General features: G+C 71.5%; 24 protein-coding genes and 2 tRNA genes. 6 read left to right on the top strand and 20 right to left on the bottom strand.

Annotated features, from left to right (window positions below; translation table 11 throughout):
* The 5 genes from ACFQRF_RS13380 to ACFQRF_RS13400 all read right to left on the bottom strand — a co-directional run.
* The coding region (locus ACFQRF_RS13380; RefSeq protein WP_379871403.1) for a ClpX C4-type zinc finger protein at positions 1 to 337 on the bottom strand (337 nt) is incomplete at its 3' end.
* A gap of 278 nt (positions 338 to 615) precedes the next feature.
* Positions 616 to 1,275, bottom strand: a complete 660-nt coding sequence (locus ACFQRF_RS13385; RefSeq protein ID WP_379871404.1) for an ATP-dependent Clp protease proteolytic subunit — start codon at positions 1,273 to 1,275, stop codon at positions 616 to 618.
* Between the two features lie 69 nt (positions 1,276 to 1,344).
* Positions 1,345 to 1,908, bottom strand: a complete 564-nt coding sequence (locus ACFQRF_RS13390; protein ID WP_379871745.1) for a ClpP family protease — start codon at positions 1,906 to 1,908, stop codon at positions 1,345 to 1,347.
* Between the two features lie 295 nt (positions 1,909 to 2,203).
* On the bottom strand, positions 2,204 to 3,643 hold the full coding sequence (tig, locus tag ACFQRF_RS13395) for a trigger factor (RefSeq protein WP_379871405.1): 1,440 nt from the start codon (positions 3,641 to 3,643) through the stop codon (positions 2,204 to 2,206).
* 237 nt (positions 3,644 to 3,880) lie between these two features.
* A tRNA-Pro gene (locus ACFQRF_RS13400) sits at positions 3,881 to 3,955 on the bottom strand.
* A 110-nt stretch (positions 3,956 to 4,065) separates the two neighbouring features.
* Here ACFQRF_RS13400 and ACFQRF_RS13405 point away from each other — a divergent pair.
* Both ACFQRF_RS13405 and ACFQRF_RS13410 read left to right on the top strand, forming a co-directional pair.
* Positions 4,066 to 4,139 (top strand) — tRNA-Gly (locus ACFQRF_RS13405).
* A gap of 270 nt (positions 4,140 to 4,409) precedes the next feature.
* Positions 4,410 to 4,913, top strand: a complete 504-nt coding sequence (locus tag ACFQRF_RS13410; RefSeq protein WP_379871746.1) for an adenylyltransferase/cytidyltransferase family protein — start codon at positions 4,410 to 4,412, stop codon at positions 4,911 to 4,913.
* Between the two features lie 58 nt (positions 4,914 to 4,971).
* Here the strand turns inward: ACFQRF_RS13410 and ACFQRF_RS13415 are convergent, their stop codons facing one another.
* Positions 4,972 to 6,183, bottom strand: coding sequence for an IS701 family transposase (locus ACFQRF_RS13415; protein ID WP_379871406.1), 1,212 nt, complete (start codon positions 6,181 to 6,183; stop codon positions 4,972 to 4,974).
* Between the two features lie 612 nt (positions 6,184 to 6,795).
* On the opposite strand from ACFQRF_RS13415, the gene ACFQRF_RS13420 reads away from it, so the two are divergent.
* Positions 6,796 to 8,685: an ABC transporter ATP-binding protein gene (locus ACFQRF_RS13420; protein ID WP_379871407.1), complete on the top strand. Its 1,890-nt coding sequence runs from the start codon at positions 6,796 to 6,798 to the stop codon at positions 8,683 to 8,685.
* 113 nt (positions 8,686 to 8,798) lie between these two features.
* Here the strand turns inward: ACFQRF_RS13420 and ACFQRF_RS13425 are convergent, their stop codons facing one another.
* From ACFQRF_RS13425 to ACFQRF_RS13435, 3 genes are all read right to left on the bottom strand, one after another.
* Complete coding sequence (locus ACFQRF_RS13425; protein ID WP_379871408.1) at positions 8,799 to 10,415, bottom strand: MDR family MFS transporter; 1,617 nt, start codon at positions 10,413 to 10,415, stop codon at positions 8,799 to 8,801.
* A gap of 210 nt (positions 10,416 to 10,625) precedes the next feature.
* Positions 10,626 to 11,228 (bottom strand): TetR/AcrR family transcriptional regulator, encoded by a 603-nt coding sequence (locus ACFQRF_RS13430; protein ID WP_379871409.1) that lies wholly within the window; start codon positions 11,226 to 11,228, stop codon positions 10,626 to 10,628.
* Positions 11,229 to 11,412: 184 nt separating this feature from the next.
* A complete protein-coding gene (locus ACFQRF_RS13435) occupies positions 11,413 to 12,024 on the bottom strand; it encodes a TetR/AcrR family transcriptional regulator (RefSeq protein WP_379871410.1) in 612 nt (203 codons plus the stop codon).
* A 149-nt stretch (positions 12,025 to 12,173) separates the two neighbouring features.
* On the opposite strand from ACFQRF_RS13435, the gene ACFQRF_RS13440 reads away from it, so the two are divergent.
* The gene (locus ACFQRF_RS13440) at positions 12,174 to 13,226 is read left to right on the top strand and encodes an aldo/keto reductase (RefSeq protein WP_379871411.1); all 1,053 of its coding nucleotides are present in this window, start codon (positions 12,174 to 12,176) and stop codon (positions 13,224 to 13,226) included.
* A 159-nt stretch (positions 13,227 to 13,385) separates the two neighbouring features.
* On the opposite strand, the gene ACFQRF_RS13445 is transcribed toward ACFQRF_RS13440, so the two are convergent.
* Positions 13,386 to 13,604, bottom strand: coding sequence for an EF-hand domain-containing protein (locus ACFQRF_RS13445; RefSeq protein ID WP_379871412.1), 219 nt, complete (start codon positions 13,602 to 13,604; stop codon positions 13,386 to 13,388).
* Between the two features lie 115 nt (positions 13,605 to 13,719).
* Positions 13,720 to 14,217, bottom strand: a complete 498-nt coding sequence (locus ACFQRF_RS13450) for a (2Fe-2S) ferredoxin domain-containing protein (protein WP_379871413.1) — start codon at positions 14,215 to 14,217, stop codon at positions 13,720 to 13,722.
* Positions 14,218 to 14,432: 215 nt separating this feature from the next.
* Here ACFQRF_RS13450 and ACFQRF_RS13455 point away from each other — a divergent pair, with 215 nt between their 5' ends.
* On the top strand, positions 14,433 to 15,257 hold the full coding sequence (locus ACFQRF_RS13455; protein ID WP_379871747.1) for an ABC transporter ATP-binding protein: 825 nt from the start codon (positions 14,433 to 14,435) through the stop codon (positions 15,255 to 15,257).
* A 6-nt stretch (positions 15,258 to 15,263) separates the two neighbouring features.
* On the opposite strand, the gene ACFQRF_RS13460 is transcribed toward ACFQRF_RS13455, so the two are convergent.
* The 4 genes from ACFQRF_RS13460 to ACFQRF_RS13475 all read right to left on the bottom strand — a co-directional run bounded on the left by ACFQRF_RS13460 (position 15,264) and on the right by ACFQRF_RS13475 (position 19,390).
* A complete protein-coding gene (locus ACFQRF_RS13460; protein ID WP_379871414.1) occupies positions 15,264 to 16,127 on the bottom strand; it encodes a peptidoglycan DD-metalloendopeptidase family protein in 864 nt (287 codons plus the stop codon).
* Positions 16,128 to 16,211: 84 nt separating this feature from the next.
* On the bottom strand, positions 16,212 to 16,421 hold the full coding sequence (locus ACFQRF_RS13465; protein ID WP_379871415.1) for an antitoxin: 210 nt from the start codon (positions 16,419 to 16,421) through the stop codon (positions 16,212 to 16,214).
* A gap of 112 nt (positions 16,422 to 16,533) precedes the next feature.
* Positions 16,534 to 17,874, bottom strand: coding sequence for a magnesium transporter (gene mgtE / locus ACFQRF_RS13470; RefSeq protein ID WP_379871416.1), 1,341 nt, complete (start codon positions 17,872 to 17,874; stop codon positions 16,534 to 16,536).
* A gap of 412 nt (positions 17,875 to 18,286) precedes the next feature.
* Complete coding sequence (locus ACFQRF_RS13475; RefSeq protein WP_379871417.1) at positions 18,287 to 19,390, bottom strand: PP2C family protein-serine/threonine phosphatase; 1,104 nt, start codon at positions 19,388 to 19,390, stop codon at positions 18,287 to 18,289.
* Positions 19,391 to 19,810: 420 nt separating this feature from the next.
* Between ACFQRF_RS13475 and ACFQRF_RS13480 the strand changes: the two genes are divergently transcribed.
* Positions 19,811 to 21,094, top strand: coding sequence for a GNAT family N-acetyltransferase (locus tag ACFQRF_RS13480; RefSeq protein ID WP_379871418.1), 1,284 nt, complete (start codon positions 19,811 to 19,813; stop codon positions 21,092 to 21,094).
* 556 nt (positions 21,095 to 21,650) lie between these two features.
* Here ACFQRF_RS13480 and ACFQRF_RS13485 read toward each other — a convergent pair.
* The 5 genes from ACFQRF_RS13485 to ACFQRF_RS13505 form a co-directional block, all read right to left on the bottom strand.
* Complete coding sequence (locus ACFQRF_RS13485; protein ID WP_379871419.1) at positions 21,651 to 22,118, bottom strand: ribose-5-phosphate isomerase; 468 nt, start codon at positions 22,116 to 22,118, stop codon at positions 21,651 to 21,653.
* A gap of 124 nt (positions 22,119 to 22,242) precedes the next feature.
* Positions 22,243 to 22,395 carry a hypothetical protein gene (locus tag ACFQRF_RS13490; protein WP_379871420.1) on the bottom strand — a complete coding sequence of 51 codons (153 nt, stop codon included), beginning with the start codon at positions 22,393 to 22,395 and terminating at the stop codon, positions 22,243 to 22,245.
* 102 nt (positions 22,396 to 22,497) lie between these two features.
* The gene (locus tag ACFQRF_RS13495) at positions 22,498 to 23,928 is read right to left on the bottom strand and encodes an aldehyde dehydrogenase family protein (RefSeq protein WP_379871421.1); all 1,431 of its coding nucleotides are present in this window, start codon (positions 23,926 to 23,928) and stop codon (positions 22,498 to 22,500) included.
* A gap of 88 nt (positions 23,929 to 24,016) precedes the next feature.
* The gene (locus ACFQRF_RS13500) at positions 24,017 to 24,181 is read right to left on the bottom strand and encodes a hypothetical protein (protein ID WP_379871422.1); all 165 of its coding nucleotides are present in this window, start codon (positions 24,179 to 24,181) and stop codon (positions 24,017 to 24,019) included.
* A gap of 29 nt (positions 24,182 to 24,210) precedes the next feature.
* On the bottom strand, positions 24,211 to 24,822 hold the full coding sequence (locus ACFQRF_RS13505; protein WP_379871423.1) for a mycothiol-dependent nitroreductase Rv2466c family protein: 612 nt from the start codon (positions 24,820 to 24,822) through the stop codon (positions 24,211 to 24,213).
* Positions 24,823 to 24,831: the final 9 nt, after the last annotated feature.

Raw genomic sequence — 24,831 nt, forward strand, 5'->3', positions numbered from 1 at the left:
ACTTCGCGATCTCCACATCCTCATCACGCGGACGATCACTCTCCGACCGCACCCGCTTGTAATGGTTATAGACCGCGACCGACAACGCCTTCTTCGCCTGCTCCTGACCGATCACATAGGAGTCGAGGAATTCATAGATTTCACGGGGCTTGGGAAGGCTGTCCCATTTGAGCTCGGTGGCGTCCGCGAGTTCCTCTTCGATGATCTCGTTGCAGAGATCGATGCACTCGTCGCAGATGTAGACGCCCGGCCCGGCAATGAGCTTCTTCACCTGCTTCTGACTCTTGCCGCAGAACGAGCACTTCAGCAGGTCTCCGCCGTCGCCGATGCGTGCCACCCAGCTACTCCTTAAAACGTAGGCCACCCCGTCACCGGGCCACGTCCGTGGTGCGGCGGCGCCCGTCCGTCGGACGCCCCTCCCCGTAGGCGGTGGCGAGCCCTTGTCGCGAGCAGGCTACCGCTTTTCAGGATAAGCGCTCCACGCCGAGCGACTAACAGGGTGAGCTGTGCGTCGTCCTCCGAGCCTAAGCGAAGAAGTGGGCCGGCTTCACCGCACGCGGCGATCGGCGTGTGCGCCGGCCGGCCCGCTTCGTCGCTCCATGGCGTCCTTCGACCCTACTTGGCCGACGCCTTGCGGTACGGCATCACGTCGTCGACGATCCCGTACTCCTTGGCCTCCTGGGCCGTCAGGATCTTGTCGCGCTCGATGTCCCTGGAGATCTCCTCCTCGGTGCGCCCGGTGTGGCGGGCGAGCGCGCTCTCCAGCTGCTTGCGGATCCGCATGATCTCGTTGGCCTGGATCTCGATGTCACTGGCCTGGCCGTAGCTGCCCTCGGTCGCGGGCTGGTGGATCAGGATCCGCGAGTTGGGCAGGCAGGCGCGCTTGCCGGGGGTGCCGGCGGCCAGGAGCACCGCGGCGGCCGAGGCCGCCTGGCCGACGCAGACCGTCTGGATGTCCGGCCGGACGAACTGCATCGTGTCGTAGATGGCCATGAGCGAGGTGAAGGACCCGCCCGGCGAGTTGATGTACATCTGGATGTCGCGGTCGGAGTCGATGTGCTCCAGCGTCATCAACTGCGCGATGATGTCGTTCGCCGAGGTGTCGTCGATCTGCACCCCGACGAAGATGATCCGCTCCTCGAAGAGCTTGTTGTACGGGTTCATCTCCTTGACGCCGTACGTGGTGCGCTCGACGAAGGAGGGGATGATGTAACGGCTCTGCGGGCTCCGGGGAGCCGCACCGTAGGGGTCGGGGTTGAGGTTGTATGCGGTCATGTTCTGGCCTTCCACGCTGCGCATGTCCAGACGGGGCGGTTCGTCGGGGTCACCCGGCGAGGTCGTGAGCTAGTTGGCGCCTCCGGACGTGACGTCCAGGGTGTCGGCGAGAACCTCGTCGATGAAGCCGTACTCCTTGGCCTCGGCGGCCGTGAACCAGCGGTCCCGGTCGGCGTCCTTGGTGATCTGCTCCACCGTCTGGCCGGTGTGCGTCGAGACCCGGTCCAGGAACATCTTCTTCACGTAGAGCAGCTGGTCGGCCAGGATGCGGATGTCGGAGGCGGTACCCCCGATCCCTCCGGAGGGCTGGTGCATCATCACGCGGGTGTGCGGCAGCGCGTAGCGCTTTCCGGGGGCACCCGCGCAAAGGAGCAGCTGCCCCATCGAGGCGGCCAGGCCAATGCCCACGGTGCGGACGTCGTTGGGGATGTACTGCATGATGTCGTAAATCGCCATACCGGCGGTCACCGAACCACCGGGCGAGTTGATGTACAGCGTGATGTCCCGCTGGCGGTCCTCGGCGGAGAGCAGCAGCAGTTCGCCCACGATGCGGTTGGCGATGTCATCATCGACCTGCTGGCCGAGGAAGACGATGCGCTCGCGCAGCAGACGCTGCGTCGTCTGGTCGAACATCGGGGGAAGAGGCGACTCGGCCGTACGGGCATCGATTCGCATGGACTCGTTGAAGGTCGGCGGCACTCTCGTCACCTGCTCCGGAATCGAAACGGTTGCGACGCTTGCGACACTAACGCGCTTCCCGGACTCGCTCGCACCGATCACGCCCCTGTTCGCTTTGAGCGCAGGTACCGCCGCCCGCGACCTGGCGTTTCCGCAGCCGGCGAACGCGAGAGCCCCGCCGCGCGACGGTCGTCGCGCGGCGGGGCTCCGCCAGGCTCCTCGGGGCGCTTCGGCGGCCCTTCGGACGCTGCTAGGACTTCTCGGGCTTGTCCTCGGCGGCCGTCTCCGTGGGCTCGGCCGCGGCTGCCGCCTCGGTGTCCTCCGCAGCCTCGGTGGGCTCCGCGGTGGCCTCCTCCGCGGCGGGCGCCGACTCGTCCTCGGACGCGTTGTCCGGCTTGACCTCGTTGCCCGACTCGTCGGTGATCCGGGCCTTGCTCACCACGAGGTCCATGGCCTTGCCGCGCACGACCTCGGTGTAGGCGACCCGGATCTGGTTGGACTCCACCAGGTGCTGCGCGAGCTGGTCCGGCGAGACGCCCATGCGCTGCGCCTGGTTCACCACGTACTCGGTGAGCTCGGAGTTGTCCGCGGCCAGCTCCTCCTGGATGGCGAGCTGGTCCAGGACGAACCCGGCCTTGACCGCGGAAGTGGCGCCCTTGGTGAGCTCCTCCTCGAACTCCTCCTCGGACTGCTCCAGCGACTCCAGGTAGGCCTCGCGGGTCAGGCCGCTCTGGCTGAGCTGCTGCTCCAGCGACTCGCGCCGGCGGTCGATCTCCTCCTGCACCACGCTGTCCGGCAGCGGGATGTCCACGGACTCGACCAGCTTCTCCAGCGCGCGATCGCGGGCCTGGGAGAGCTGCTGGAGGCGGCGAACCTGCTCCAGGCGGGTGCGGACGTCGGTCCGCAGCTCCTCGATGGTGTCGAACTCGCTCGCCATCTGGGCGAACTCGTCGTCGAGCTCCGGGAGCTCCTTGATCTTGACGCTGTGCACGGTGACGGTGACGTCGGCCTCGCGGCCCTCGTACTCACCGCCGACGAGCTTGGTGGCGAAGGTCGCCGACTCGCCGGCCGACAGCCCCTCCAGGGCCTGGTCCAGGCCCTCCAGCATCGTGTTGGTGCCGATCTCGTAGGAGACGCCGCTGGCCTGCACGTCCTCCAGCTTCTCGCCGTCGACGGCGGCGGACAGATCGATCGAGACGTGGTCACCGGTCTGGGCGGGCCGCTCGGCGCCGGTCAGCGTGGCGAAGCGCTCGCGGAGGTTGCCGAGCTGGTCGTCGACCTGCTCCTCGGTCACGGCGGCGTCGTCGACGGTCACCTCCAGGCCGTCGAAGTCCGGGACCTCGAACTTCGGCCGGACGTCGACCTCGGCGGTGAAGGCGAGCTGCTCACCGTCCTCCAGCCGCGTGATCTCGACCTCCGGCTGCCCCAGCGCGAAGACGTCCTCCTTCTGGACGGCCTCGTTGTAGAGCTCCGGGACCGCGTGGTTCACCGCTTCGCTGATGACCGCACCGCGGCCGACGTAGCGGTCGATCAGCCGAGCCGGCGCCTTACCCGGGCGGAAGCCCTTGATCCGGACCTGCTTGGCGAGCGACTTGTATGTCACGTCGAAGGCGTGGTCGAGTTCCTCGAACGGAACCTCGATGGTCAGCTTGACCCGGGTCGGGCTGAGCTCCTCGACATCGGTCTTCACGGGGCGGTACTCCTAGATTTCCGGCTGTTTTCCGGTACGACCCGGCACAGGGCACGGCACACGACCACGACGCGAGACGCGACGGTCGGCGGGCACCGACTGCGGGACGTCACAAGACACGAGAGACTAGATCTCGAACGTGATTCACGGATCCTTGCTCATCACGCCAAGTCTAGGGCAGACAGGCAGCCCCTTCCGGCCACCGGGCGAGCCCCCCGACGGCATGAACCGTTTCCGTCGGGGAGGCGGGATTCGAACCCGCGGCCTCATGCTCCCAAAGCATGCGCGCTAACCAAGCTGCGCTACTCCCCGTGAACCACGCGCGGTCCGCGCTTTCCATGTGCGAGCCACGCTTCGGAGACTGTACTCTGGTCCCCGTCGGCGCAACGAGTCTAGAGGAAACTCAAGGCAGCCGGTGCCATGCGGGCGTAGTTCAATGGTAGAACCCCAGCCTTCCAAGCTGGTCGTGCGGGTTCGATTCCCGTCGCCCGCTCCACTACCACAAGGGGCCGTGTCCACGGGATCCGGCCCCTTGTCCGTTCCCGGGGACGGCCGGGTGACCGCCACCTCGGCCCGTACGTTCCCGGCCGGGGGTCGCTTCGCGCAACGTCGTGAGGGTGCCCGGGTATGTTGAGAGCCGGGCACCGCGGTTCGCCCCTCCGGTCGAGGCCGTTCCAGGTTGTTCGGGGTCGTGCGGGTCCGTTCGGGACCGGCGACGCGCCGCGGGAGCAGGCGACCGGTCCCCTGCCGCTGTGATGGGTGGATGATGACGAGTTCGGATCCGACGGACGTCCCGGAGGCCGGGCTGACGCTCGCCTGGTTCGCCGAGCCGGAGTCCGTTGAGGCGCCGGTGGTGGTGACCGGGGTGTTCGACGTGCTGCACGTCGGGCACGTGCGCTTCCTGACCGCGCTGCGCGAGCGTGGCCGCCCGCTGCTGGTCGGCGTCGAGGACGATGACCGGGTGCGGGACTGGAAGGGCCCGGGGCGGCCGGTGAACCGGGCCGTGGAGCGCGCCGAGGTGCTGGCGGCGCTGTCCTGCGTCGACGGAGTCTTCGTCGTGTCGGGGCCGCCAGAGGTCAACGACTGGGAGCACTACACCGAGCTGCTCCGGCCGCTCCGGCCGGCCGCGCTCGGTTACACGGCCGGCGACCCCTACACCGCGGCCAAGCGCCGCGGGGCGCACGCCCTGGGCGCCGAGGCGTGGGAGCTGCCGCTCACCCGGGGCCGATCCACCACGGCGACGCTGGAGTACCTGTCGCGCTCGCTGTGACGGCCGCCGCAACCGCCTGACCGTGTGCGGCAGGCGTGGCCCGGGGCGCCCGCCCCGATCACTCCGCGCGGGCGCCGCCGTCCAGCGCCAGTTCGCCCGCCCCCGGCCGCCCGACGATCTCCGACGCCGCCGCCACCGATGCCAGCGTGACGTGGTGGTGCCAGCCCCGGTAGGAACGCCCCTCGAAGTCGGCGAGTCCGTACCGCTCGCGCATCCGGCCGAGGTGACGGTCGGCGAACGCGTGGCCGTCCCAGAGCTCGACGAGGTCCTGTGGCGTCCGGCCGCCCAGGTTCGTGATCCAGTACGCCTCCGGCTGCGGCCGCCCGGCCGGCCAGCGCAGCAGCAGCCGGGCGGGCGTCACCCGCTGCTGGGCGCTCCGCCGCAGCCCGCGCCCCCGCGGCGCCTCCGGCGAGACCGGCACGGTGAGCAGGTGCGCCGAACGACCCACGGCGATCCGCCCACCGGGCGGCGCCCCGGCGCCGCGCGGCCGGGTGACGAGGGCGTCGGCCAGCTCGGAGACGCGCCGCACGCCGGCCTGCGCGCCTCGCCCTGGCACCGGGACGCCGCGCGGGGCGGCCGGAGGCACGTTGCCCAGCCGCGCGGTGAATCCGCCGTTGACGCGCAGCAGGTAACCGACGCCCCGCTCGTGCAGCGCCGCCGCGAGCCGCTCGGCGCCGACGCAGTGCCGGGTGTCGGCCAGGACGGGCGCGGGGGGCAGCCGCCACTCCCGCACGCTCTCCTCCACCAGTTCCACCAGGAGCACCCCGAGGGACCGGTACCGCTCCTCGTCGGGCAGGTAGGCGCGGCGGCGGCGCTCGGTGTCGCCGTCCCAGCTCCGTGGTAGCTGCAGCCGCCAGTTCAGCGGCACGGCGTCGCCGTCGGCGCCCACCGCCGAGAGCGCGAGGCCGAGTTGGCAGTTCACGGCCCGCCCGAGCGTCCCGGCGAACTGGTACTCGACCCCGACCGAGTGCCGCCCCGTCTTGGGGAAGACCACCTCGTTGACGACCCACGCGCGCGGGCGCAGCACGGCGACCGCGCGCTGGGCGAGCCGGCGGCGCACGGGCCTCCAGTCCCACGGGCTCTGGTTCACGAACTGCTGGAGGCTCTGGTCCGCACCTCGGTCCTCGACCAGGGCGGCCATGTTCTGGATCGACTTGCGCCCCTGGCAGCTGACCAGCCCCCGGACGTAGGTCGCTCCCCAGCGGCGCTGGTCGCGCCGCGGCAGGGAGGAGAGCAGATCCTGGCACAGTTCGGTCAGTTCGTCGGCCACCCGGCATCCCCTTCTTCTTTCCGTCCCGCCCGTAGGCGCACCGCATCGATCCGACGCGGGCGCGCGCGGACAGGAGCGATCACCTACCGCGGAAATCGAGGAATTCCCCGAAGGCCGGAAAGCGGGATTCACGGTGTGCCCGGTGTTCGCCGAGGAAGGAAGGCATTTCTCCTCGGAACTCCTCGACGTGCACGCCGGTGTGCACAATTGCACTGCCCTGAACCACGGTCACGCGATGTCACAGACGCCCCGCAGCCCCCGCGTGCCGACGGTACAGCCCCATACCCGTCGTCCCCCGTTGCAGGAAATCGCTCAACTTCCCAGGATCATCCTTCGCTGCCCGAAGATCATTGGCAACTCGGAGAAATGGCCGACTGTGGACTGCACCGGCAACACTCCACCTCCGCGCCGAATTGCCGACAATTTCGATTTCCCGGCCGGTCGGCATTTCAATTACGAGAGGAGGTGCGACAATGCGCGACGCCGCACTCACGTTCCGTGGCTGAATCTCACCGCGCGTCCCCCCGCTCCGTTCCGGGAAGCCCGCGCCGCCCGCACGCGTTGAGGTATCTGGCGCAGAGCGTCGCGAACTCGCACGAATCGGAGTCGGTCATGGCGATGATGGGCGGACCGCCGCATTTCCGGTCCCTGGTGAACGACGGCTCGGCGAAGGGGGCGGAACTGGCCCCCGGGACCGTCCGGCGGGTGGCGGGGTACGCACGGCCGCACTGGCGGTCCATCGCGGTGTTCCTGCTGGTGACCTCCGTCGACGCCGCGATCATCGTGGCCAACCCGCTGCTGCTCCGGGCCATCATCGACGACGGCATCGCGCACGGCGACGGGCGGCTGGTCACCCTGCTGGCCGTCGCGGTGGCGCTGCTGGCCGTACTGGACGCCTCTCTGTCGCTGACGGGCCGGTGGCTGTCGGCCCGCATCGGCGAGGGCGTCATCTACCTGCTGCGCTCACAGGTGTTCGCGCACGTGCAACGGATGCCGCTGGCCTTCTTCACCCGCACGCAGACCGGATCGCTGATCAGCCGGCTCAACACCGACGTCGTGGGCGCGCAGCAGGCCATCACCTCGGTCCTGCAGTCCGTGGTCTCCAACGTCATCAGCACCGCCGCGGTCCTCGTGACCATGCTGGTGCTGTCCTGGCAGATCACCCTGGTCGCGCTGCTGCTGGTGCCGCTGTTCCTGATCCCGACCAGGTACATCGGGCGCCGGCTGGCCCGGATCTCCCGTGACGGGATGCAGCTCAACGCCGAGATGAGCTCGCTGATGACCGAGCGGTTCAACGTGGGCGGCGCGATGCTGGTCAAGCTGTACGGCCGGCCCGAGGCGGAGGTCGCCGGGTTCACCGAGCGCGCCGGCCGGGTCCGCGACATCGGCGTCACCCAGGCCGTGGTCGGCGGGCTGCTGTTCACGATGATCGGGCTGATCACCTCCATGGCGACCGCCGTGGTGTACGGCGCGGGTGGCAACCTGGTGGTGGGCGGCGCCTTCGAGCTGGGCACCCTGGTGGCGCTGACCACCCTGCTGGTCCGGCTGTACGGCCCGATCACCGCGCTGTCCAACGTGCAGGTGCAGATCATGACCGCGCTGGTCAGCTTCGACCGGGTCTTCGAGATCCTGGACCTGCGGCCGATGATCGAGGAGCGGCCGGACGCCCGGGACCTGCCGGACGGCCCGCTGTCGGTGGAGTTCGACGAGGTCTCGTTCCGCTACCCGACGGCCGCGGAGTCCTCCCTCGCCTCCCTGGAACTCACCCCGCACGCCGAGACACTGGACGACACCCAGGTGCTCAGCGAGGTGAGCCTCACGGCCCGGCCCGGCCAGCTCATCGCACTCGTCGGCCCGTCGGGGGCGGGAAAGACGACGCTGACCCACCTGGTCTCGCGGCTCTACGACCCCACCTCGGGCACCGTGCGGATCGGCGGGCTGGACCTGCGTGAAGTCCGCGCCCAGTCGCTGCGGGACGCCGTCGGCGTGGTCACTCAGGACACCCAGCTCTTCCACGACACGGTGGGGGCGAACCTCCGGTACGCCCGGCCGGACGCCACCGACGCCGAACTCGCCGAGGCCATGCGCGCCGCCCAGCTGGGTCCGCTGCTCGACGCACTGCCTGACGGACTGGACACGATGGTGGGCGATCGCGGTTACCGGCTGTCCGGCGGCGAGAAGCAGCGGCTGGCCATCGCCCGGCTGCTGCTGAAGGCGCCCGCGGTGGTGGTGCTGGACGAGGCCACCGCGCACCTGGACTCGGAGTCGGAGGCGGCGGTGCAGGAGGCGCTGCGCACCGCGCTCGCCGGCCGCACCTCCCTGGTGATCGCCCACCGGCTGGCCACGGTCCGCGAGGCCGACCAGATCCTCGTCCTGGAGGACGGCCGGATCCTGGAGCGCGGCACCCACGAGGAGCTGCTCGCGCACGGCGGGCTCTACACCGCGCTGTACCGCACGCAGTTCGCCGCCCAGGAGCGGCGCAGCGCCACCGGCAGCCGCTGAGGGGGGCGGAAAAGCCCGGGAACGGCGGACGGGGGCGGGTGTGCGTCCGGCACACCCGCCCCCGTCGTTTCCCGTCGCCGCCGCGGAGACACCGTCCCCGGTGGCCGCCGGACCTACGCCTCGGCCGCCACGGGGTCCCGGTCGTCCGCGGGGCGCTCCGGCGCACCGCCGACCGTGGTCGACAGCGGCTTCTCCACCAGGAAGAAGCTCAGGACGAACCCGAGGAACGCCACCGGCACCGCGAACAGGAAGATCGGCGGCAGCGCCTCGGCGAACGACCGCACGATGAAGTCGCGCGCCTCGCTCGGCAGCGCCCGCAGCATCTCCGGGGTCAGGGAGCTGAGACCGCCCTCCCCCGCCTGCACCTGGAGCCCGGCCAGCCGGCCGGGGGCGTCGGCCGTCAGGTCGTTCAGCCGGCTGACGAACAGCGTTCCGAAGATCGAGATGCCAAAGGAGGCGCCGATCTGGCGGAAGTAGTTGTTCGCCGACGTGGCCGTGCCCAGGTCCCGCTTAGGGGCGGTGTTCTGCACGATGAGCACCAGGTTCTGCATCACCATGCCGACACCGGCGCCCATGACCAGCATCCCGAACGCGTTGAACAGGTAGCCGCTGTCGGCGTCCATCTGGGAGAGCAGCACCAGGCCCACCATCATGACGGCGGTGCCCACGATCGGCCACACCTTGTACCGGCCGGTGGCGGAGATGATCCGCCCCGTGCTGATGGTGGCCCCCAGCATGCCCACGACCATCGGCAGCGCCATCAGGCCGGACTCGGTCGCGGACGCCCCGTTGACCATCTGGAAGAAGGTCGGCAGGTAGGAGACGGTGGAGAACATGCCCACGCCGACCGTGATGCCGATGAGGGCCGTCAGCACGAAGTCCCGGTCCCGGAACAGCCGCAGCGGGATGATGGGCTCCTCGGCGAACCGCTCGGCGACCACGAACAGCACGGCCGCCACGATGACACCGGCGATCAGCGCCAGGATGACCGGGTCGGTCCACGCGTACTCGCCGCCGCCCCAGCTGGTGACCAGGACGATGCCGGCGCTGGCCGCCGCCAGCAGGATGGTGCCCAGGTAGTCGAGCCTGGGCTTGGGCCCCGAGCGCTTGGGGAGCTTCAGCACCACCGCGGTGACGAACAGGGCCACGGCGCCGAGCGGCAGGTTGATGTAGAAGATCCACCGCCAGTCGAGCTGGTCGGTGAACAGGCCGCCGAGCAGCGGGCCGCCGACCGAGGCGAGCCCGAAGACACCGCCCATGAAGCCCATGTACTTGCCGCGCTCGCGCGCCGAGACCACCTCGGCGATGATCGCCTGGGCGCCGATCATCAGCCCGCCGCCGCCGATCCCCTGGATCGCGCGGAAGATGATGAGCTGGGTCATGTCCTGGGCGATGCCGCACAGCACCGAGCCCACCAGGAAGACCACGATGGCGAACTGGAAGACGACCTTGCGGCCGAACAGGTCACCAGCCTTGCCATAGATGGGCATGCCGATCGTCGAGGCGAGCATGTAGGCGGTGACCACCCAGGAGAGGTGTTCGAGCCCGTTCAGCTCGCCGACGATGGTCGGCAACGCGGTGGAGACGATGGTCTGGTCCAGGGCGCCCAGCAGCATGGTCAGCATCACGCCGACGAAGATCCAGGTGATCTGCCGCTTGCTGAAGCCGTCGGATTCTGATTCCGGCGCGGGCTCCGGTAACGGCTGTTCCGCGCGGGTGGTGGTTGTCATGCGGGACTCGCTTTCCCGACGAGAGTGATCAAAGGTACATACCGGACAGCAAGCACCGGCGTCGGCGCCCGCGGCCCGGGGGTCATGCGGGGTACTGCGGTGGGGAAGACGTCCCGTCACCGGCCGTGCCCGGGGTCAGGGGCGGCCGGCCCGGGACGGGCGGTCGGGGTGGTTCGGGGTGCGCGGTCGCCCTGCTGCCGGGGCGCCGCGTCAGAGGCCCCGCTTCAGGGCCTCGAAGGTGCCGGACAGGATCGCCCGGAGGTCGTCCCGTCCTTCCGACTGCACCCAGCGGCGCATCGCGAACCGCATGGCCGCGGTGGCGAGTGCCGCGGTGAGCTGCGGCCGGACGTCGTCGGGCGTGTCACCGGTACGGGCGGCGACGTCCTCGGCCATCTCCGACTCGGTGGCCTGGAACGCCGACATGAACCGCTTGGCCAGTTGCGGCTCCCGCGTGAGGAGACACTTCCGCCAGCGGATCTCCTCGGCGAGGGGCAGCGCCTCCTCGTCCGGCAGGGCGGAGGCGACGTAGACCCGCAGGTCCTCGACGAGCACTCCGGTGGGTCCGCCGCCGCGGAACGACGCACGCGCCTCCGGAGTCGGCCGTGGGGCGGCGAACTCCAGGAGCGCGTCCTCCTTGGACCGGAAGTAGTTGAAGAACGTCCGGGGGGAGACATTGGCCGCGGCCGCGATCTCGTCGACGGTCACGCTCTCCACGCCGTGCTCGGCGGCCAGCCGCAACGCCGCCCGCCGCAACTCCCGCCGCGTGGCCTGCTTCTTGCGCTCCCGCAGCCCCATCGCATCCACGTCACCCACCCCGCCATTATTGCACGACACGCAACTTTACGCAGAACGAAAAGCTGCAGACTCCGCAGTCTTGCCCGTCCGAGGGGGATCAACAGCGTCGGAACCCGCCGCATTCCGCGGTATCACGGACCCGACCACGTGGTTCCCGTCACACCACCTCCACGGCACGGAGGTGACCCATTCCTCAGCCGCGTCAGTTGACATAGGCGCCCGCCCGCGCCGCGATGGCGGCCGCCTCGGCCGCCCGATCTGCGGTGGCCTCGTCGACGGGATCGTTACTGGCGAGCAGGCGGTAGTACAGCGGCGCCGAGACCGCGCGGATCACCTCGTGGGGGTCGGTGCCTTCGGGCACCTCACCCCGTTCGACGGCCTCGCGCACGCAGGGCGCCCACTCCTCGATGCGGGTGCGGTAGAAGCGACGCAGGGCGCCGGCGGTCCGCTCGTCGCAGGTGGCGGCCGCGATCACCGCCTTGAACAGCGGCCCCTGCCGCGGGTCGGTGAGGGTGCGCTGCACGAGGCGGGCGTTGGCCCGCAGATCACCGAGCAGGGAGCCCGTCCGGGTCCGGGGCAGCGACTGCTCCGCCATGTCCAGCAGCAGATCCGCCACCAGTCCGGTGACCGTCCCCCAGCGGCGGTAGACCGTCGTCTTGCCCACGTCGGCGCGGCGGGCGACGTCAGCGAGGTCCAGGTGAGCGAAGCCCTGCTCCGCCAGCGCGTCACCCGCCGCACGCAGCACAGCGGCCCGTACCCGCGCCGTGCGCCCTCCGGGCCGGACGGTCCCCGGTTCGGCACCCTCGATCGTCATAACGGGTCTCCAGTTCCTTTAGCTCCTTCCCCATGCTAGCGTGACGCTTAATGGAACAACAGAACCATTAGCGGTCGACGGCTCCGCCGTGCCCGGCACGGGCGACCGACGGAGCGGCTGACTGACACCGCACCAAAGGAGGATCCACCATGGAGTACCGACGGTTGGGGGCGTCCGGCCTCAAGGTCCCGGCGCTGAGTTTCGGAGCCGGCACCTTCGGCGGCCGCGGCGAACTCTTCGGTGCGTGGGGCAGCACCGACGCCCGCGAGGCACGACGACTCGTGGACATCTGCCTGGACGCCGGCGTCACGATGTTCGACACCGCCGACGTCTACTCCGCCGGCGCCTCGGAGGAGGTGTTGGGCGAGGCGATCAAGGGCAGACGGGACCAGGTGCTGTTGTCCACCAAGACCAGCCTGCCCATGGGCGACGGCCCCAACGACGCGGGATCGGCACGCTCACGCCTGATCAGGGCGTGCGAGGACGCACTGCGCCGCCTCGGCACCGACCACATCGACCTCCTGCAGTTGCACGCGTTCGACGCCGGAACCCCGATCGAGGAGGTGCTGTCCACGTTGGACGGTCTCGTGCGCGCGGGGAAGGTGCGCTACGTCGGCGTCTCGAACTTCTCGGGCTGGCAGTTGATGAAGTCGCTCGCGATCGCCGAGCAGTCCGGTTACCCGCGCTACGTCGCACACCAGGTCTACTATTCGCTGGTCGGCCGCGACTACGAGTGGGAGCTGCTGCCGCTCGCGCAGGACCAAGGCGTCGGCGCCCTCGTCTGGAGTCCGCTGGGCTGGGGCAGGCTGACCGGCAAGGTCCGCCGCGGCCGGCCGCTCCCGGCACACAGCCGACTGCACCAGACCGCCGACTACGGCCCCCCGGTGGAGGACGAGCGCCTATTCCGCGTGGTCGACGTCCTGGAGGAGATCGCGGAGGAGACCGGCCAGGCGGTTCCGCAGATCGCCCTCAACTGGCTGCTGCACCGACCGACGGTCGCCTCGGTCATCATCGGCGCCCGCGACGAGGCGCAGCTCCGGCAGAACCTCGGTGCCGTCGGCTGGGCGCTGACGCCCGAACAGGTCGCACGGCTCGACGACGCCAGCACCGTGACACCGCCCTACCCGTACTTCCCGTACCACCGGCAGGAGGGCTTCGCCCGGCTCAATCCGCCGATGCGGGGCGCCGTTCCCGCGGCGTGACGGGCCGGCGACCCGTTGGACCGCCGTCGGCGGGACCCCCGTCCCGCGACGCGTGAGGGGGCGGCCGGCAGCGTACGCTGCCGGCCGCCCCCTCACGGAGCACCCCACGCGCGGTGTCGGTCGGCCCGCTCACCGACCCGGCGTCGTCGGCCCGGAGGCTCAGGCGCTCCGTTCGCTCAGGAACCGGGCGAACTCCTCCAGGGAGACGAGTCCGTCGCCGCTGGTGTCGAGCACCCGAAGTGCCTCGTCGATGCGCTCCTCGCTCACCGGCTCGCCGAGGCGCTCCACGAGCCCCCGGAGTTCCTCCACCGAGATGCGGCCGTTGTCGTCGGTGTCGACCAGGTCGAAGATCTCCGCGTACGCGCTGTTGTCAGTCACTGTGCCGTGCTTCCCCGTGTCGGCTGGGTGATCGCTGTCGGCCCGTACCCTACAGCGGCGACGGCACGGGGGTACAGGTCGCGCGATACCACACATGCCGGACCTGCACCGTGAGTCAAGCCTTGTGCTTCCGGCCGCGCTTCCCCGCACCTTTCGCGCGCCGTTCCGCCTTCTGCAGCTTCTTGGCCTTCTTGGCCTTCTTGAGCTGCTGTTTTTTGATCTTCTTGCGCTTTTTCTTCTTCGGCTTCTTCGCGTCCTTGCTGGTCACGTGCGGCACCAGCGACTCCGGCATCGCCGCCACCCCCGGGCCTCCGGCCGCGATCCAGGCGTCCAGCTCGTCGATCAGCACGTCCTCGGTGAACTCCCCCAGCCACACCGGCCGCGCTCCCGCAGCGCGGCCCGCGGCGGAGGGCTGGACCACGACGACGTTGGCCTGGAAGCAGATCCCCAGGCACTTGCTGACCCGCACCGGAACCGGCCGGTCGGCGGGGTCACGCAACGCCTGCAACCGCCGGAGCTGTCCCCGGTGGTCGACTCCCGGCCGCTTCTTCCGGGTGCCGCAGCAGCAGCCACGGCACACGACGAGCCGCGTCGGCGGCCCCGGCGACGTCACGGCTCGCGCACCTCCCCCTGGTCCGGCATCCGGCGAATTCCGCTCCCGATCCCTCATCACGGTATCCGCGCAGCTCCCCGCCCCGCCCGTGCCGGCCCGGTGTCGCCGGAACCCACGCCCGGCGCGGCGCCCGGTCGGGGGTACCGTGGCGGATCATGTCCACGGCGGCCGGTGAGCGGCGGAAAGGGTGTGCGGTGAACGCGGAGCAGCCGATCATGGCGGTGCGCGGGGTCGACCTCGTTCGCGGGGGCAACGTCCTGCTCGACGGGGTGGATCTCGTGGTCCGCCCCGGCGAGCACTGGGCGCTGCTGGGCCCCAACGGGGCGGGCAAGAGCACGCTGCTCGGTCTGCTCGGCGCCCAGACGCACCCCACGCGCGGCGAGGTGCACGTCCTGGGCCATCGGCTCGGCCGGGTCGACGTCCGCGAGCTGCGCCGGCACATCGGGCACGTCAACCCCCGGCACCCGCTCTCCTCGGCCCTGACCGGACGGCAGGTCGTGCTGACCGGTGTCACGGGCAGCGTGCAACCGCCGCCGCGCTGGCGGCCCTCCGCCGAGGAGGAGCGGCGGGCCCGGCGGCTGATGGCGTCGCTCGGCGTGGACCGGCTGCGCGACGCCGACTGGACCACCATGTCGCAGGGCGAGCGCGGCCGGCTCCTCATCGCGCGCGCCCTGATGCCCGCCCCGCGGTTGCTGCTGCTGGACGAGCCCGCCACCGGGCTGGACGTCGCGGCGCGGGAGCAGCTGCTCGCCAGCGTCGACCAGCTGCGGCGGGATCACCCCCGGCTGGCGAGCGTGCTCGTCACCCACCACCTGGAGGACCTCCCGGCGAGTACGACGCACGCACTGCTGCTTCGGCGCGGCCGGGTGGTGGCCTCCGGTCCCGCCGACTCCGTGCTGACCACGGACGCCGTCAGCGCCTGCTTCGACCATCCCATCGGGATCGAGCGCCGGGCCGGCCGCTGGACCGCGCGCACCGCGCCGATGCCGCCGGCCACCGACCGCGCGACGGCGGGCCTCCTGCCGGAGCCGGCCGGCTGAACGGTCTCAGACGGTGAACGGCCGCCAGCTCCGCGGCGGCGCCGTGCCCGCCGGTGCCGCGTCGGCCCCGGAGCCGTCGCCGACCGGGACGGCGGCGGGGACCGCCCACCGGAACGGCACTCCGGCGGCGACCAGCGGCCAGCGGTGCTCCATCAGCTGGAAGCGCAACTGCGGCTCGGTGCAGGCGCCGGAGTTGCCGCACCGGGCGATCGGCTGCCCGGCGGTGACGCGGTCTCCGGCGGCCACGGTGACCGACCCCCGGCGCAGGTGCCCCAGCAAGGCATAGCACCCGTCGCCGATGTCGATGATCACGTGATTACCGAGCAGCCCGGCCGGACCGCGCAGCTCGCGCACGGCGGTTTCGGCCACCATGCCGACGAGCCACGGCCAGGAATTGCGGCTGCGGTGGTCGTGCTGGCGGTCATGGACCCGCAGAACGGTTCCGTCGGCCGGGGCGTACACGGTGGCACCGAACCCGGGAAAGTCCTCGGGCGGCCGGGTGAAGGGCCGCCAGCCGATGTCGGGCCGGCCGCCGTCGGCGGGCTCGGCCACCAGGGCGACGGCGTAGGTCTGCCCGTAGGCGTGGGTGCCCTGGCTGGGCACGTGGTCGGCGGGGCTGTTCAGCGCCATCCACCGGCCGCGCACCGGCGGCAGCACGGTGCGCGGTGCGCGGTCCATCCGGCCCAGCCGCAGGTAGACGAGCAGCGCCACCGCGAAGACGGTGAGCCGGCCCCACCACCCGAGGCCCAGATGGCCGCCGAACACCAGCGCGGCCGTGCCGACCCACATGAGCGGGATCCGGGCCCGGGCGAGCAGGACGGGGAGGATCGGTCCGCGGCGGAGGCGGGCGGGATCGGACGACGGCGCCATGCGCCCCATCCTCCCGGATCACGGCGCCGCCCCGGTACGTACCGCCCGGGCGCGACGCGCCCGCTCCCGGAGGGCGCGTGACGGCTACCGGTCGTCGTCGCGGCGGTCGCGCTCGGCCTCGCGGTCCAGGTAGTCGCGGGCCTTGCCGGTGGCCTTGTCGATGTGCTTGTCGTACTTGCCGCCCGTCTTGTCCTTCGCGGCCTCCGCGGCTCTGTGGATGCCTTCCTGCACCTTCTCGCGGTTCTCCGTCGCCGCCTTCTTGAGCTTCTCGAACGCTTCACCGAGCCCAGCCATGGTCACAACCCCCTGTCGTGCCGGACATCACTGGTGTCCCTGCTGCCATACCCACTCACCCCGGGTTGACGCCGTGCGGGGGCGGCCGAGTGGGGCCGGTTCTCCAGGGCGGTCAGATCCCGAGGACGGCGCGGGCGATCGTGAAGTAGATCAGCAGCCCGGTGGCGTCCACGAGGGTCGAGACCAGCGGTGCCGAGACGACGGCCGGGTCGACGCCGGCCCGGCGGGCGAGGAGCGGCATGCTGCTGCCGATGATGGCGGCCCAGGTGCACACCGCGGTCACCGAGAGCGCCACGGCCACCGCGATGCGCCCGCCCACCAGGAACGAGCCGATGAGCAGCGCGATGGACGCCAGCATCAGGCCGAGCAGCAGGCCGACGCGGGACTCCTTCCAGGCGACTCGCGGCAGGTCGCGGATCCGTACCTCGCCGACGGCGAGCGCACGTACGATCGCGGTCGCCGACTGGGATCCGACGTTGCCGCCGGTGCCGGTCAGCATCGGTACGAACAGCGCGAGCGCCGTGACCTCTTCCAGGACGCCCTCGAAGCCCTGCATGACGTTGACGGTGAGGGTCGAGGTCACGATGAGCAGCAGCAACCAGACCGATCGGGCGCGCGCCAGACGGAGCACCCCCACGGCCGCATAGTGCCCGGTCACCGGGCTGGCGCCCGACTGCCGGGCGATGTCCTCGGAGTCGGCCGCCTCGATGAGTTCCAGGGCGTCGTCGAAGGTGAGCAGGCCGACGAACCGGTCCTCGGAGTCCACCACGGGCAGCGCGACGAGGTTGGCCTCCTGCATGAGCCGCGCGGCGCCCTCGGCCGGCTCCGTGGCGCGCACGCGGGGCGCGAAGACGTCGACCACGTCCTTGAGGACGGTGTCCGGGCCGTTCACCACGAGGTCGCTGAGCTGGACCGTGCCGGCCAGCCGCCGGCCGTCGTCCACGACCGGCAGCGTGTACACGGTCTCGGCCTCGGCGCCCTTGGCGCGGATGACCTCCAGTGCCCGCCCGACCTGCAGGTCGCGGTGCAGGATGACGGTCTCGGGCGTCATGTACCGGCCGACCGACTCTTCCGGGTAGCCGAGCAGCGCCGCCGTCATCTTGCGTTCGGCGGGGCTGAGGCCGGCCAGCGCCCGGGTGGCGATCTTGGCGGGGGCCTCGCCGATGAGCCGGGCGCGGTCGTCGGGGTCCATCTGTTCCAGCAGCTCGCGGAAGGCGGAGTCGCGCAGTCCCATCAGGATCGCCTGCTGCTGGCCGGGGTCCAGTTCCTCGAACACCTCCAGTTCGCGGTCCTTGTCCAGCAGCCGGAACGGGATGATGGCGAGGTGGCTGTCCATGCGGGCGAGCTCGTCGGCAATCTCGTAGGGCGGATGTTCGGCCAGCCACAGTCGGATACCGGTCAGATCGTTGGTTTCGACCAGATCGACCAGTTCGACCCGCTCGTCGTCAGCCATGCTGAGCACCCCCTCGTCACCCGCGCGCCGCCGGCCGGTTCCGGCGGACCTCTTACGTCGGTTACGTCGGTTCACGTCGGTCCCCGGGCACGCGCGGGCCCCGCTCGCGGCCGAAGGACGGTCGTGAGCCGCCGGGGTGGGAGGTGATCAGGCGCGGACCGGCACCCGGGTGGGAGAAGCGCAACGGCGAGTCCCGGTGCCGACGTCCGCGGTTCCGGCCACTGCCGACGCCCGCGTGGCCGCACAGACCAGGCGCGCCGCAGTGCGCGGCGCCGCTCGTCTGCCCGGGGAACACACCGACCTTACCGGCATCGCGGAGGCCGGACGCCTGCGGCGGGCCGCACGCCGTGGCCGGACCGCGAACGGCCCATCAGGTGTTACACGGTGTTCACGTGAGCGGGGCCCGGGGGCGTCAGGAGCGCCAGATCACCACGAGCGCGCAGTCGTCGTTCTTGTCCTTGCTGAGGGTGTGGACGACCTCGCTGGCTCCCTCGCGGAACCCCTTGGTCACGAGCTGGTCGGCGACGCCGAGCAGCCGGTCGACCCCGGCGTCCAGGTCTTCGCCCGGCGTCTCGATGAGGCCGTCGGTGTAGAGCATGATGGCGTCGCCGGGGCGCAGCCGCCCCTTCACCGGCGTGTAGCTCATCTCCGGGATGACGCCCAGGACCACGCCTTTGGCGTCGGTGGTGGTCCACTTGCCGGCGCCGCTGTCGAACTGCACCGCGGGCGGGTGGCCGGCGGAGGCGATGAGGTAGTCGCCGCTGACGAGGTCGATGCTGAGGTGCACGGCGGTGACGAACCCCTCCCCCACCGCCGTGCGCATCAGGTAGTCGTTGCAGTGGGCGAGGAAGTCGCCGCTGGGCACGGCGCTGATCAGCCCGCCGAACGCGCCGGACAGCAGGAGCGCGCGGGTCCCGGCGTCGACCCCCTTGCCGGAGACGTCGACGACCGCGAGGTCGAGCTGGTCGCCGCGGCGTATGGACACCACGAAGTCGCCGCCGAAGGACGAGCCGCCGGCCTGCTGCAGGACCGCCGTGGAGTTCCAGCCGTCCGGCAGGTCGGGCAGCCGCCCCTGCGCGCGCAGCCGGTCGCGCAGCTCCAGCAGCATCTTCTCGCCGCTGAGCCCCTGCACGCCGAGGCGTTCGCGCACGCCGGACAGCAGGTAGGCGAGTACGGCGGTCACCCCGATGGTGACCAGCAGCCCCGGGCCGACCTGGGAGAAGTCCAGGGCGAACGCCGTGAACAGCAGCACCGCGGCGACCACGGCCAGCAGGAACGCCAGGCTCTTGCGTTTGAGCAGCAGGCCGCCGGCGAGCACGGTGAGGATCACCGCGCTGGGCGGAAACCAGCCGGTGGGACCCCAGACGGCGCCGACGCCGATGCCGACGGCGAGCACCACCAGGGTGATGAGCACCAGGCGGTACCGGAAGAGCACCTTGCGCCGCAACGCCGCGACGGCACGTTGCGCGAGGGAGCGCACGTGCCGGGCGATCTTCGAGGCCGACGACGCCTTCATCGCTGCTGCTCAGCCCGAGCGGCTGCGGAGCGGGGAAAGGTCCGAGTAGCTGCGGAGCGAGGCCCCGTGGTGGGCCGGTCCCGTCCCGGGGTCTCACGCGGCCCGCGACCGGCCACAGGCGTCATGTATGGGATCAACCGATATCCACCCAGCGTGCGCACCGAATACTCCGCAGAACTTCTCATGGTTAAGTATGAGCCGAGAACCGTGCGGACGTCAGGCGTCCGGCGCGGTTTACCCCCGATTCGGCGGGAAATCACGCGGCGGGGCGATCATGAATCCCCCGTTAGGGTCCCTCACAATCCGCGCCGCCCCGCGCGCACGGCCCCGCCGGCCCGTACCCCCCCCCGGCACCCGTGCCGCCCGGCCCGCCGGAAAAACCGGTGGCGTGCGCCCGCCCGCCCTTGGTAGGGACGGAACATGTCCACCGCACACGGCGGCCACCCCGCCACCCGGTCTTCCGGCGGCCAGGAACCCTGGACCATCCGCCCGATCGTCCCCGACGAACTCCACGACTTCCGGCAGGTCGGCCTTGAGGCCATGCTCATGTCGGCCACGCCCGGGCCGCCTCCTGAGGTCTGGCGCCCGCTCATCGAGCCCGACCGTACGCTGGCCGCCTTCGACGGCGCCCGGATCGTCGGCACGACGCTCGCGCACCGCTTCTCGATGACCCTGCCGGGCGGTCCGCGGCCGGTGGCCGGCGTCAGCGCGGTGGGCGTGCGGCCCACGCACCGCCGGCGCGGCGTGCTGAGCGCGCTGATGCGCCGCCAGCTCGCCGACCTGCGGGAGCACGGTGAGGCGGTCGCGGCCCTCTTCGCCAGCGAGGGCGGCATCTACGGCCGGTTCGGATACGGGGCGGCGTCCAGCGGCGTGTCGATCCGGATCGGCCGCGGCGAGGGCGCCCTGCGCGCCGACGCACCGCGCGACCCCGCGCTCCGGCTGCGGCTGACCGCCCCCGAGGACGCCGCCAAGGAACTGGCCGTTGTGCACGAGGCCACCATGCTGCAGCGCCCGGGCACGTTCGCTCGCGACGAGCGGTGGTGGCGGCGCATCCTGGCCGACCCCGAGGAGACCCGGGGCGGGTTCGGCGCCCACACGTGCGTGCTGGTGGAGGACGGCGCGGGCCCGCTCGGCTACGCCCTGTACCGGGTCCGGCCGGGATGGGACGATTACGGGGTGGCCGCCGGCGAGCTGCAGGTGAAGGAGCTGTACGCCACCGCGCCCGCCGCCTACGCGATGCTGTGGGAGCACGTGCTGCAGCGCGATCTGGTCGCCACGGTCACCGCCGACCTTCGACCGCCGGACGACCCGCTGTACCACCTGCTGGCCGACTACTACCGCGCCCGGACGGTCGTCAGCGACGCGCTCTGGATCCGGCTGGTCGACCTGCCGCGCGCCTTGGAACAACGCGCCTACTCCGCGCCGGTCGACGTGGTCGTGGAGGTGACCGACACGGCGGGCCCATGGAACGCCGGACGCTGGCGGCTGTCCGCCGACCCTCGGGGCGCGGCCTGCGAGCGCACCGAACGCGAGCCCGACCTGCGGCTGGACGTGGCCGACCTGGGCGCGGCCTACCTGGGCGGCATCCGGTTGGGCGCGCTCGCGGCGGCCGGTCGGGTCACCGAGATCCGCGACCACGCGGTGGCCGAACTCGACGCCGCGCTGTCCTGGCCGCTGCACCCGCACTGCGGCGTCATCTTCTGAGCCGCCGGCGGGCCAGGCGGTCCTCCCCCGCCAGGGGGTTTTCAGCGCCGCGAGCCCGTACTAACGTCGCGGCAGAGCGTGAACGGACGAGCGAGGGAAGGGACGGGCGGATCCGCGGTGGCACGGACGCACATCAGTCTGTCCGCGGCGATGCGGGCGCGCGACGTCTCACGGCCGCGCACCGGTCCCCTGACCTCCTCGGTGGGTGATGCCCCCGGACACGCGGGGTCCGGCCCGGCCGTGGGCGACGACGGGCGGCAGCGTTCCGGTTCCGCGCCATCTCAACGGCAGCGCAGCGGCACCGAGCGGTCACCCGACGGCTCCCGAAGGACAGCGGCCGGGCCGGATTCCCCGTCCGATCCGCGGCACGCCGGTTCCACGGCACCGCAACGCGAGACGGGCGGCCCGGCGGGCGAACTCGTGGTGCCGCCCGCCCCGAGCGGCGGCCGACGGCGGGCGCGCCGACGGCGCCGGCGCTCCCGGTGACACCGCCGCACTGCGGGCAGGCCACTCGGGCGGACCCGGTTTCCGGGTGGCGTTCGGCACCCGCGGCGCGCTACGGCAGCGGCGGCAGCTCCCCGCTCTCCTCGTACCGGCTCAGCATCCGGATCCGGCGGGTGTGCCGGTCCTCACCGCTGTACGGGGTGCCGAGGAAGACTTCGACGAACCGGGTCGCGTCCTCGTGAGAATGCTGCCGCGCGCCGATGCTGATGACGTTGGCGTCGTTGTGCTGGCGGGCGAGCTCGGCGGTCTCGACGTTCCACACCAGCGCGGCCCGCACCCCACGGACCTTGTTGGCGGCCATCTGCTCGCCGTTGCCGGACCCGCCGATCACGACACCGAGCGCCCCCTCGTCGGCGGCGACCCCCTCGGCCGCGCGCAGCACGAACGGCGGGTAGTCGTCGGCGGGGTCGAGGTGGGCCGGGCCGGCGTCCACCACGTCGTGGCCTCGCTCCTTCAGCCAGGAGACGAGGTGCTCCTTGAGTTCGAAGCCTGCATGATCGGATCCAAGATAAACACGCACGGCCCCAGTCTGGCAGGTCAGCCGGGCGGCCGTCGTCCGGGCGGGCCCACTCGCCGACCGGACGCCCGGAACCCGCCCGCCGCACGAGCGGCTGCGGCCGGCCGGACGTCCGGACCCGGCGGCGTTATCCCCAGGGCATCCCGGTCGCGACCGTGGCGATGGCCAGTCCCATCGCGCCGAACAGCACCAGCGAACCCACCGCGATGACGTTGGTCATCACCATGGCCTTGATGTCCGCGCTCAGGGGTCCGGCCTTGGACTGCACGGGCTTGCTCAACTCACACCTCGACTAGCGTCACCGAACGTTGCCGCTCGGCATTGTGGCACAGGTCAGCGGGCACACGGCCCGCCCCCCACGCTATGCGCCGCGAGGCACCGATCAGCCGCGGAGCTGGATGGCCTTCGTCTCACAGAACTCCTCCAGGCCGGCGACGCCCCATTCGCGGCCGACTCCCGACTGCTTGTAGCCGCCGAAGGGCGCCAGCGGGTTGAAGCCCCCGCCGTTGACCTCGACCTGCCCCGCGCGCAGCCGCCGGGCGACCGCCAGGGCCTGGTCCTCGTCCGCGGCCCACACGGCGGCGGCCAGCCCGTAGACGGTGTCGTTGGCGATCCGCACGGCCTCCTCCTCCGTCCGGTAACCGATCACCGAGACCACCGGCCCGAAGATCTCCTCCTGGGCGATCCGCATGTCGTTGCGCACGTCGGCGAATACGGTCGGGCGCACGTAGTACCCCTTCGGCAGGTCCTCGGGCGGTTCGGCCCCGCCGGTGACCAGCCGGGCTCCTTCGGACACCCCGAGCTCGATGTAGCCGCGCACCCGGTCCCGCTGCACCGCCGACACCAGGGGCCCCATGCGCACGCCCTCCGCGAACGGGTCGCCGAGCGGGTGTTCGGCGGCGAACCCGGCCGCCATCTCCACCGCCGCGTCGTAGAGGTCGTGGTGCACCAGTATCCGGGTCAGCGCGTTGCAGCTCTGCCCGCTGTTGCGCATCACGTCGGCGACGCCGCGCCGCACCGCGCGGGCGAGGTCGGCTCCGGGCAGGATGACACTGGGCGACTTGCCGCCCAGTTCCAGGGCGACCTTCTTGACGGTGCCGGCCGCCAGTTCGGCCACGCGTTTGCCGGCGCGTCCGGAGCCGGTGAAGGAGACCATGTCGACGTCGGGGTGGGCGGCGATCGCCTCGCCGACCACCGGGCCGGTGCCCGACACCATGTTGAACACCCCTGCCGGCAGGCCGGCGTCGTGCAGGATCTCGGCGAAGGCGTAGGCGGCCAGCGGGGCCACTTCGGTGGGTTTGAGGACCACGGTGTTTCCGGCGGCCAGCGCCGGGACGACCTTCAGCACGATCTGGTGCAGCGGATAGTTCCACGGGGTGATGGCGCCCACCACGCCGTAGGGCTCGCGCACCACCAGGGAACCACCGACCCGCTCCCCCTGGAAGAAGCGCTCACCGACCTCGCCGGCCACGAGGTCCAGGAAGGTGCGGAACATCGTCAGGGGCATGCCGGTCTGCACCCGGCTCGCGAAGGTCAGGGGGGCGCCGACATCGGTGGCGATGACGCGGGCGATGCCGTCGGCACGCTCCTGGAACAGGGCGAGCGCCCGGATGAGATGGCCATGGCGTTCGGCGGGAGGGAGCGCGCTCCAGCCGGGAAAGGCGGCCCGGGCGGCCGCCACGGCGCGCTCGACGTCCTTGGGATCCCCAGCGGGGACCTGGTCGATGACCTCTTCGGTGGCGGGGTTGACGACGTCGATGGGCTCGGATGCCACGGAGCTCGTCCACGCTCCGTCGATGTAGAGGGATCGCATACCGGCACCCTTCCCCGAATCGGCGGCGGCTACCGTCCGCCACGACGCCGTTCCGGGGAGCCACCGTGCGGTGGCTCCCCCGCGCGGGTCACGCCCAGTGCGGAGGGCGGTCCTCCAGCAGGCGATCGGCCTCGTCGGCGTCGAACGCCGACTCGCCCCATCCCGGTCCCCGCTCGTCACCGGTGACGTCGGGCAGGACGTCCAGGTCGTCGTCGAACATCTCGACCCGGCGCTCGTCGTCAGGGGAGCTCATCGCTCGTGCCCTCCACAGGGATGTCTCGGCTACTCGAAGATGGGATCGCGGGTGCGGCTGCGCTTCAGTTCGAAGAAGCCGTCGGTTCCCGCCACCAGCAGAACGCCGTCCCACAACCGGCCGGCCGCCTCGCCCTTGGGGGCGGGAGAGACCACCGGGCCGAAGAAGGAGACGCCCTCGACCGAGATCACCGGGGTGCCGACCTCCTGACCGACCCGCTCGATCCCGTCCGCGTGGGACGCGCGCACGGCCTCATCGTAGTCAGTGGAGTCGGCCGCCTCGATCAGGTCGGCGGGCAGTTCGGCGTCGGCGAGCGCGGCCGCGATCGTGTCCAGCCCGCGGGGCTCCTTGCGGTTGTGCAGCCGGGTGCCGAGCGCCGTGTAGAGCGGCCCCAGCACCTCGGCGCCGAGCCGCTGCTCGGCGGCGACGCACACCCGCACGTATCGCCACGTGTCGGGCAGCATCCTGCGGTACTCCTCGGGGACGTCCTTGTCCTCGTTGAGCACGGCCAGGCTCATCACGTGCCAGCGCGCCCGCACCGGCCGGACCTTCTCCACTTCGAGCAGCCAGCGCGAGGTCATCCACGCCCACGGGCATACCGGATCGAACCACAGGTCGACCGGTGTCGGGGTCTCGGTCAAGCTCGCCCA

The sequence above is a fragment of the Marinactinospora rubrisoli genome (genome assembly GCF_042664915.1).
Classification (GTDB): Bacteria; Actinomycetota; Actinomycetes; order Streptosporangiales; family Streptosporangiaceae; genus Marinitenerispora; species Marinitenerispora rubrisoli.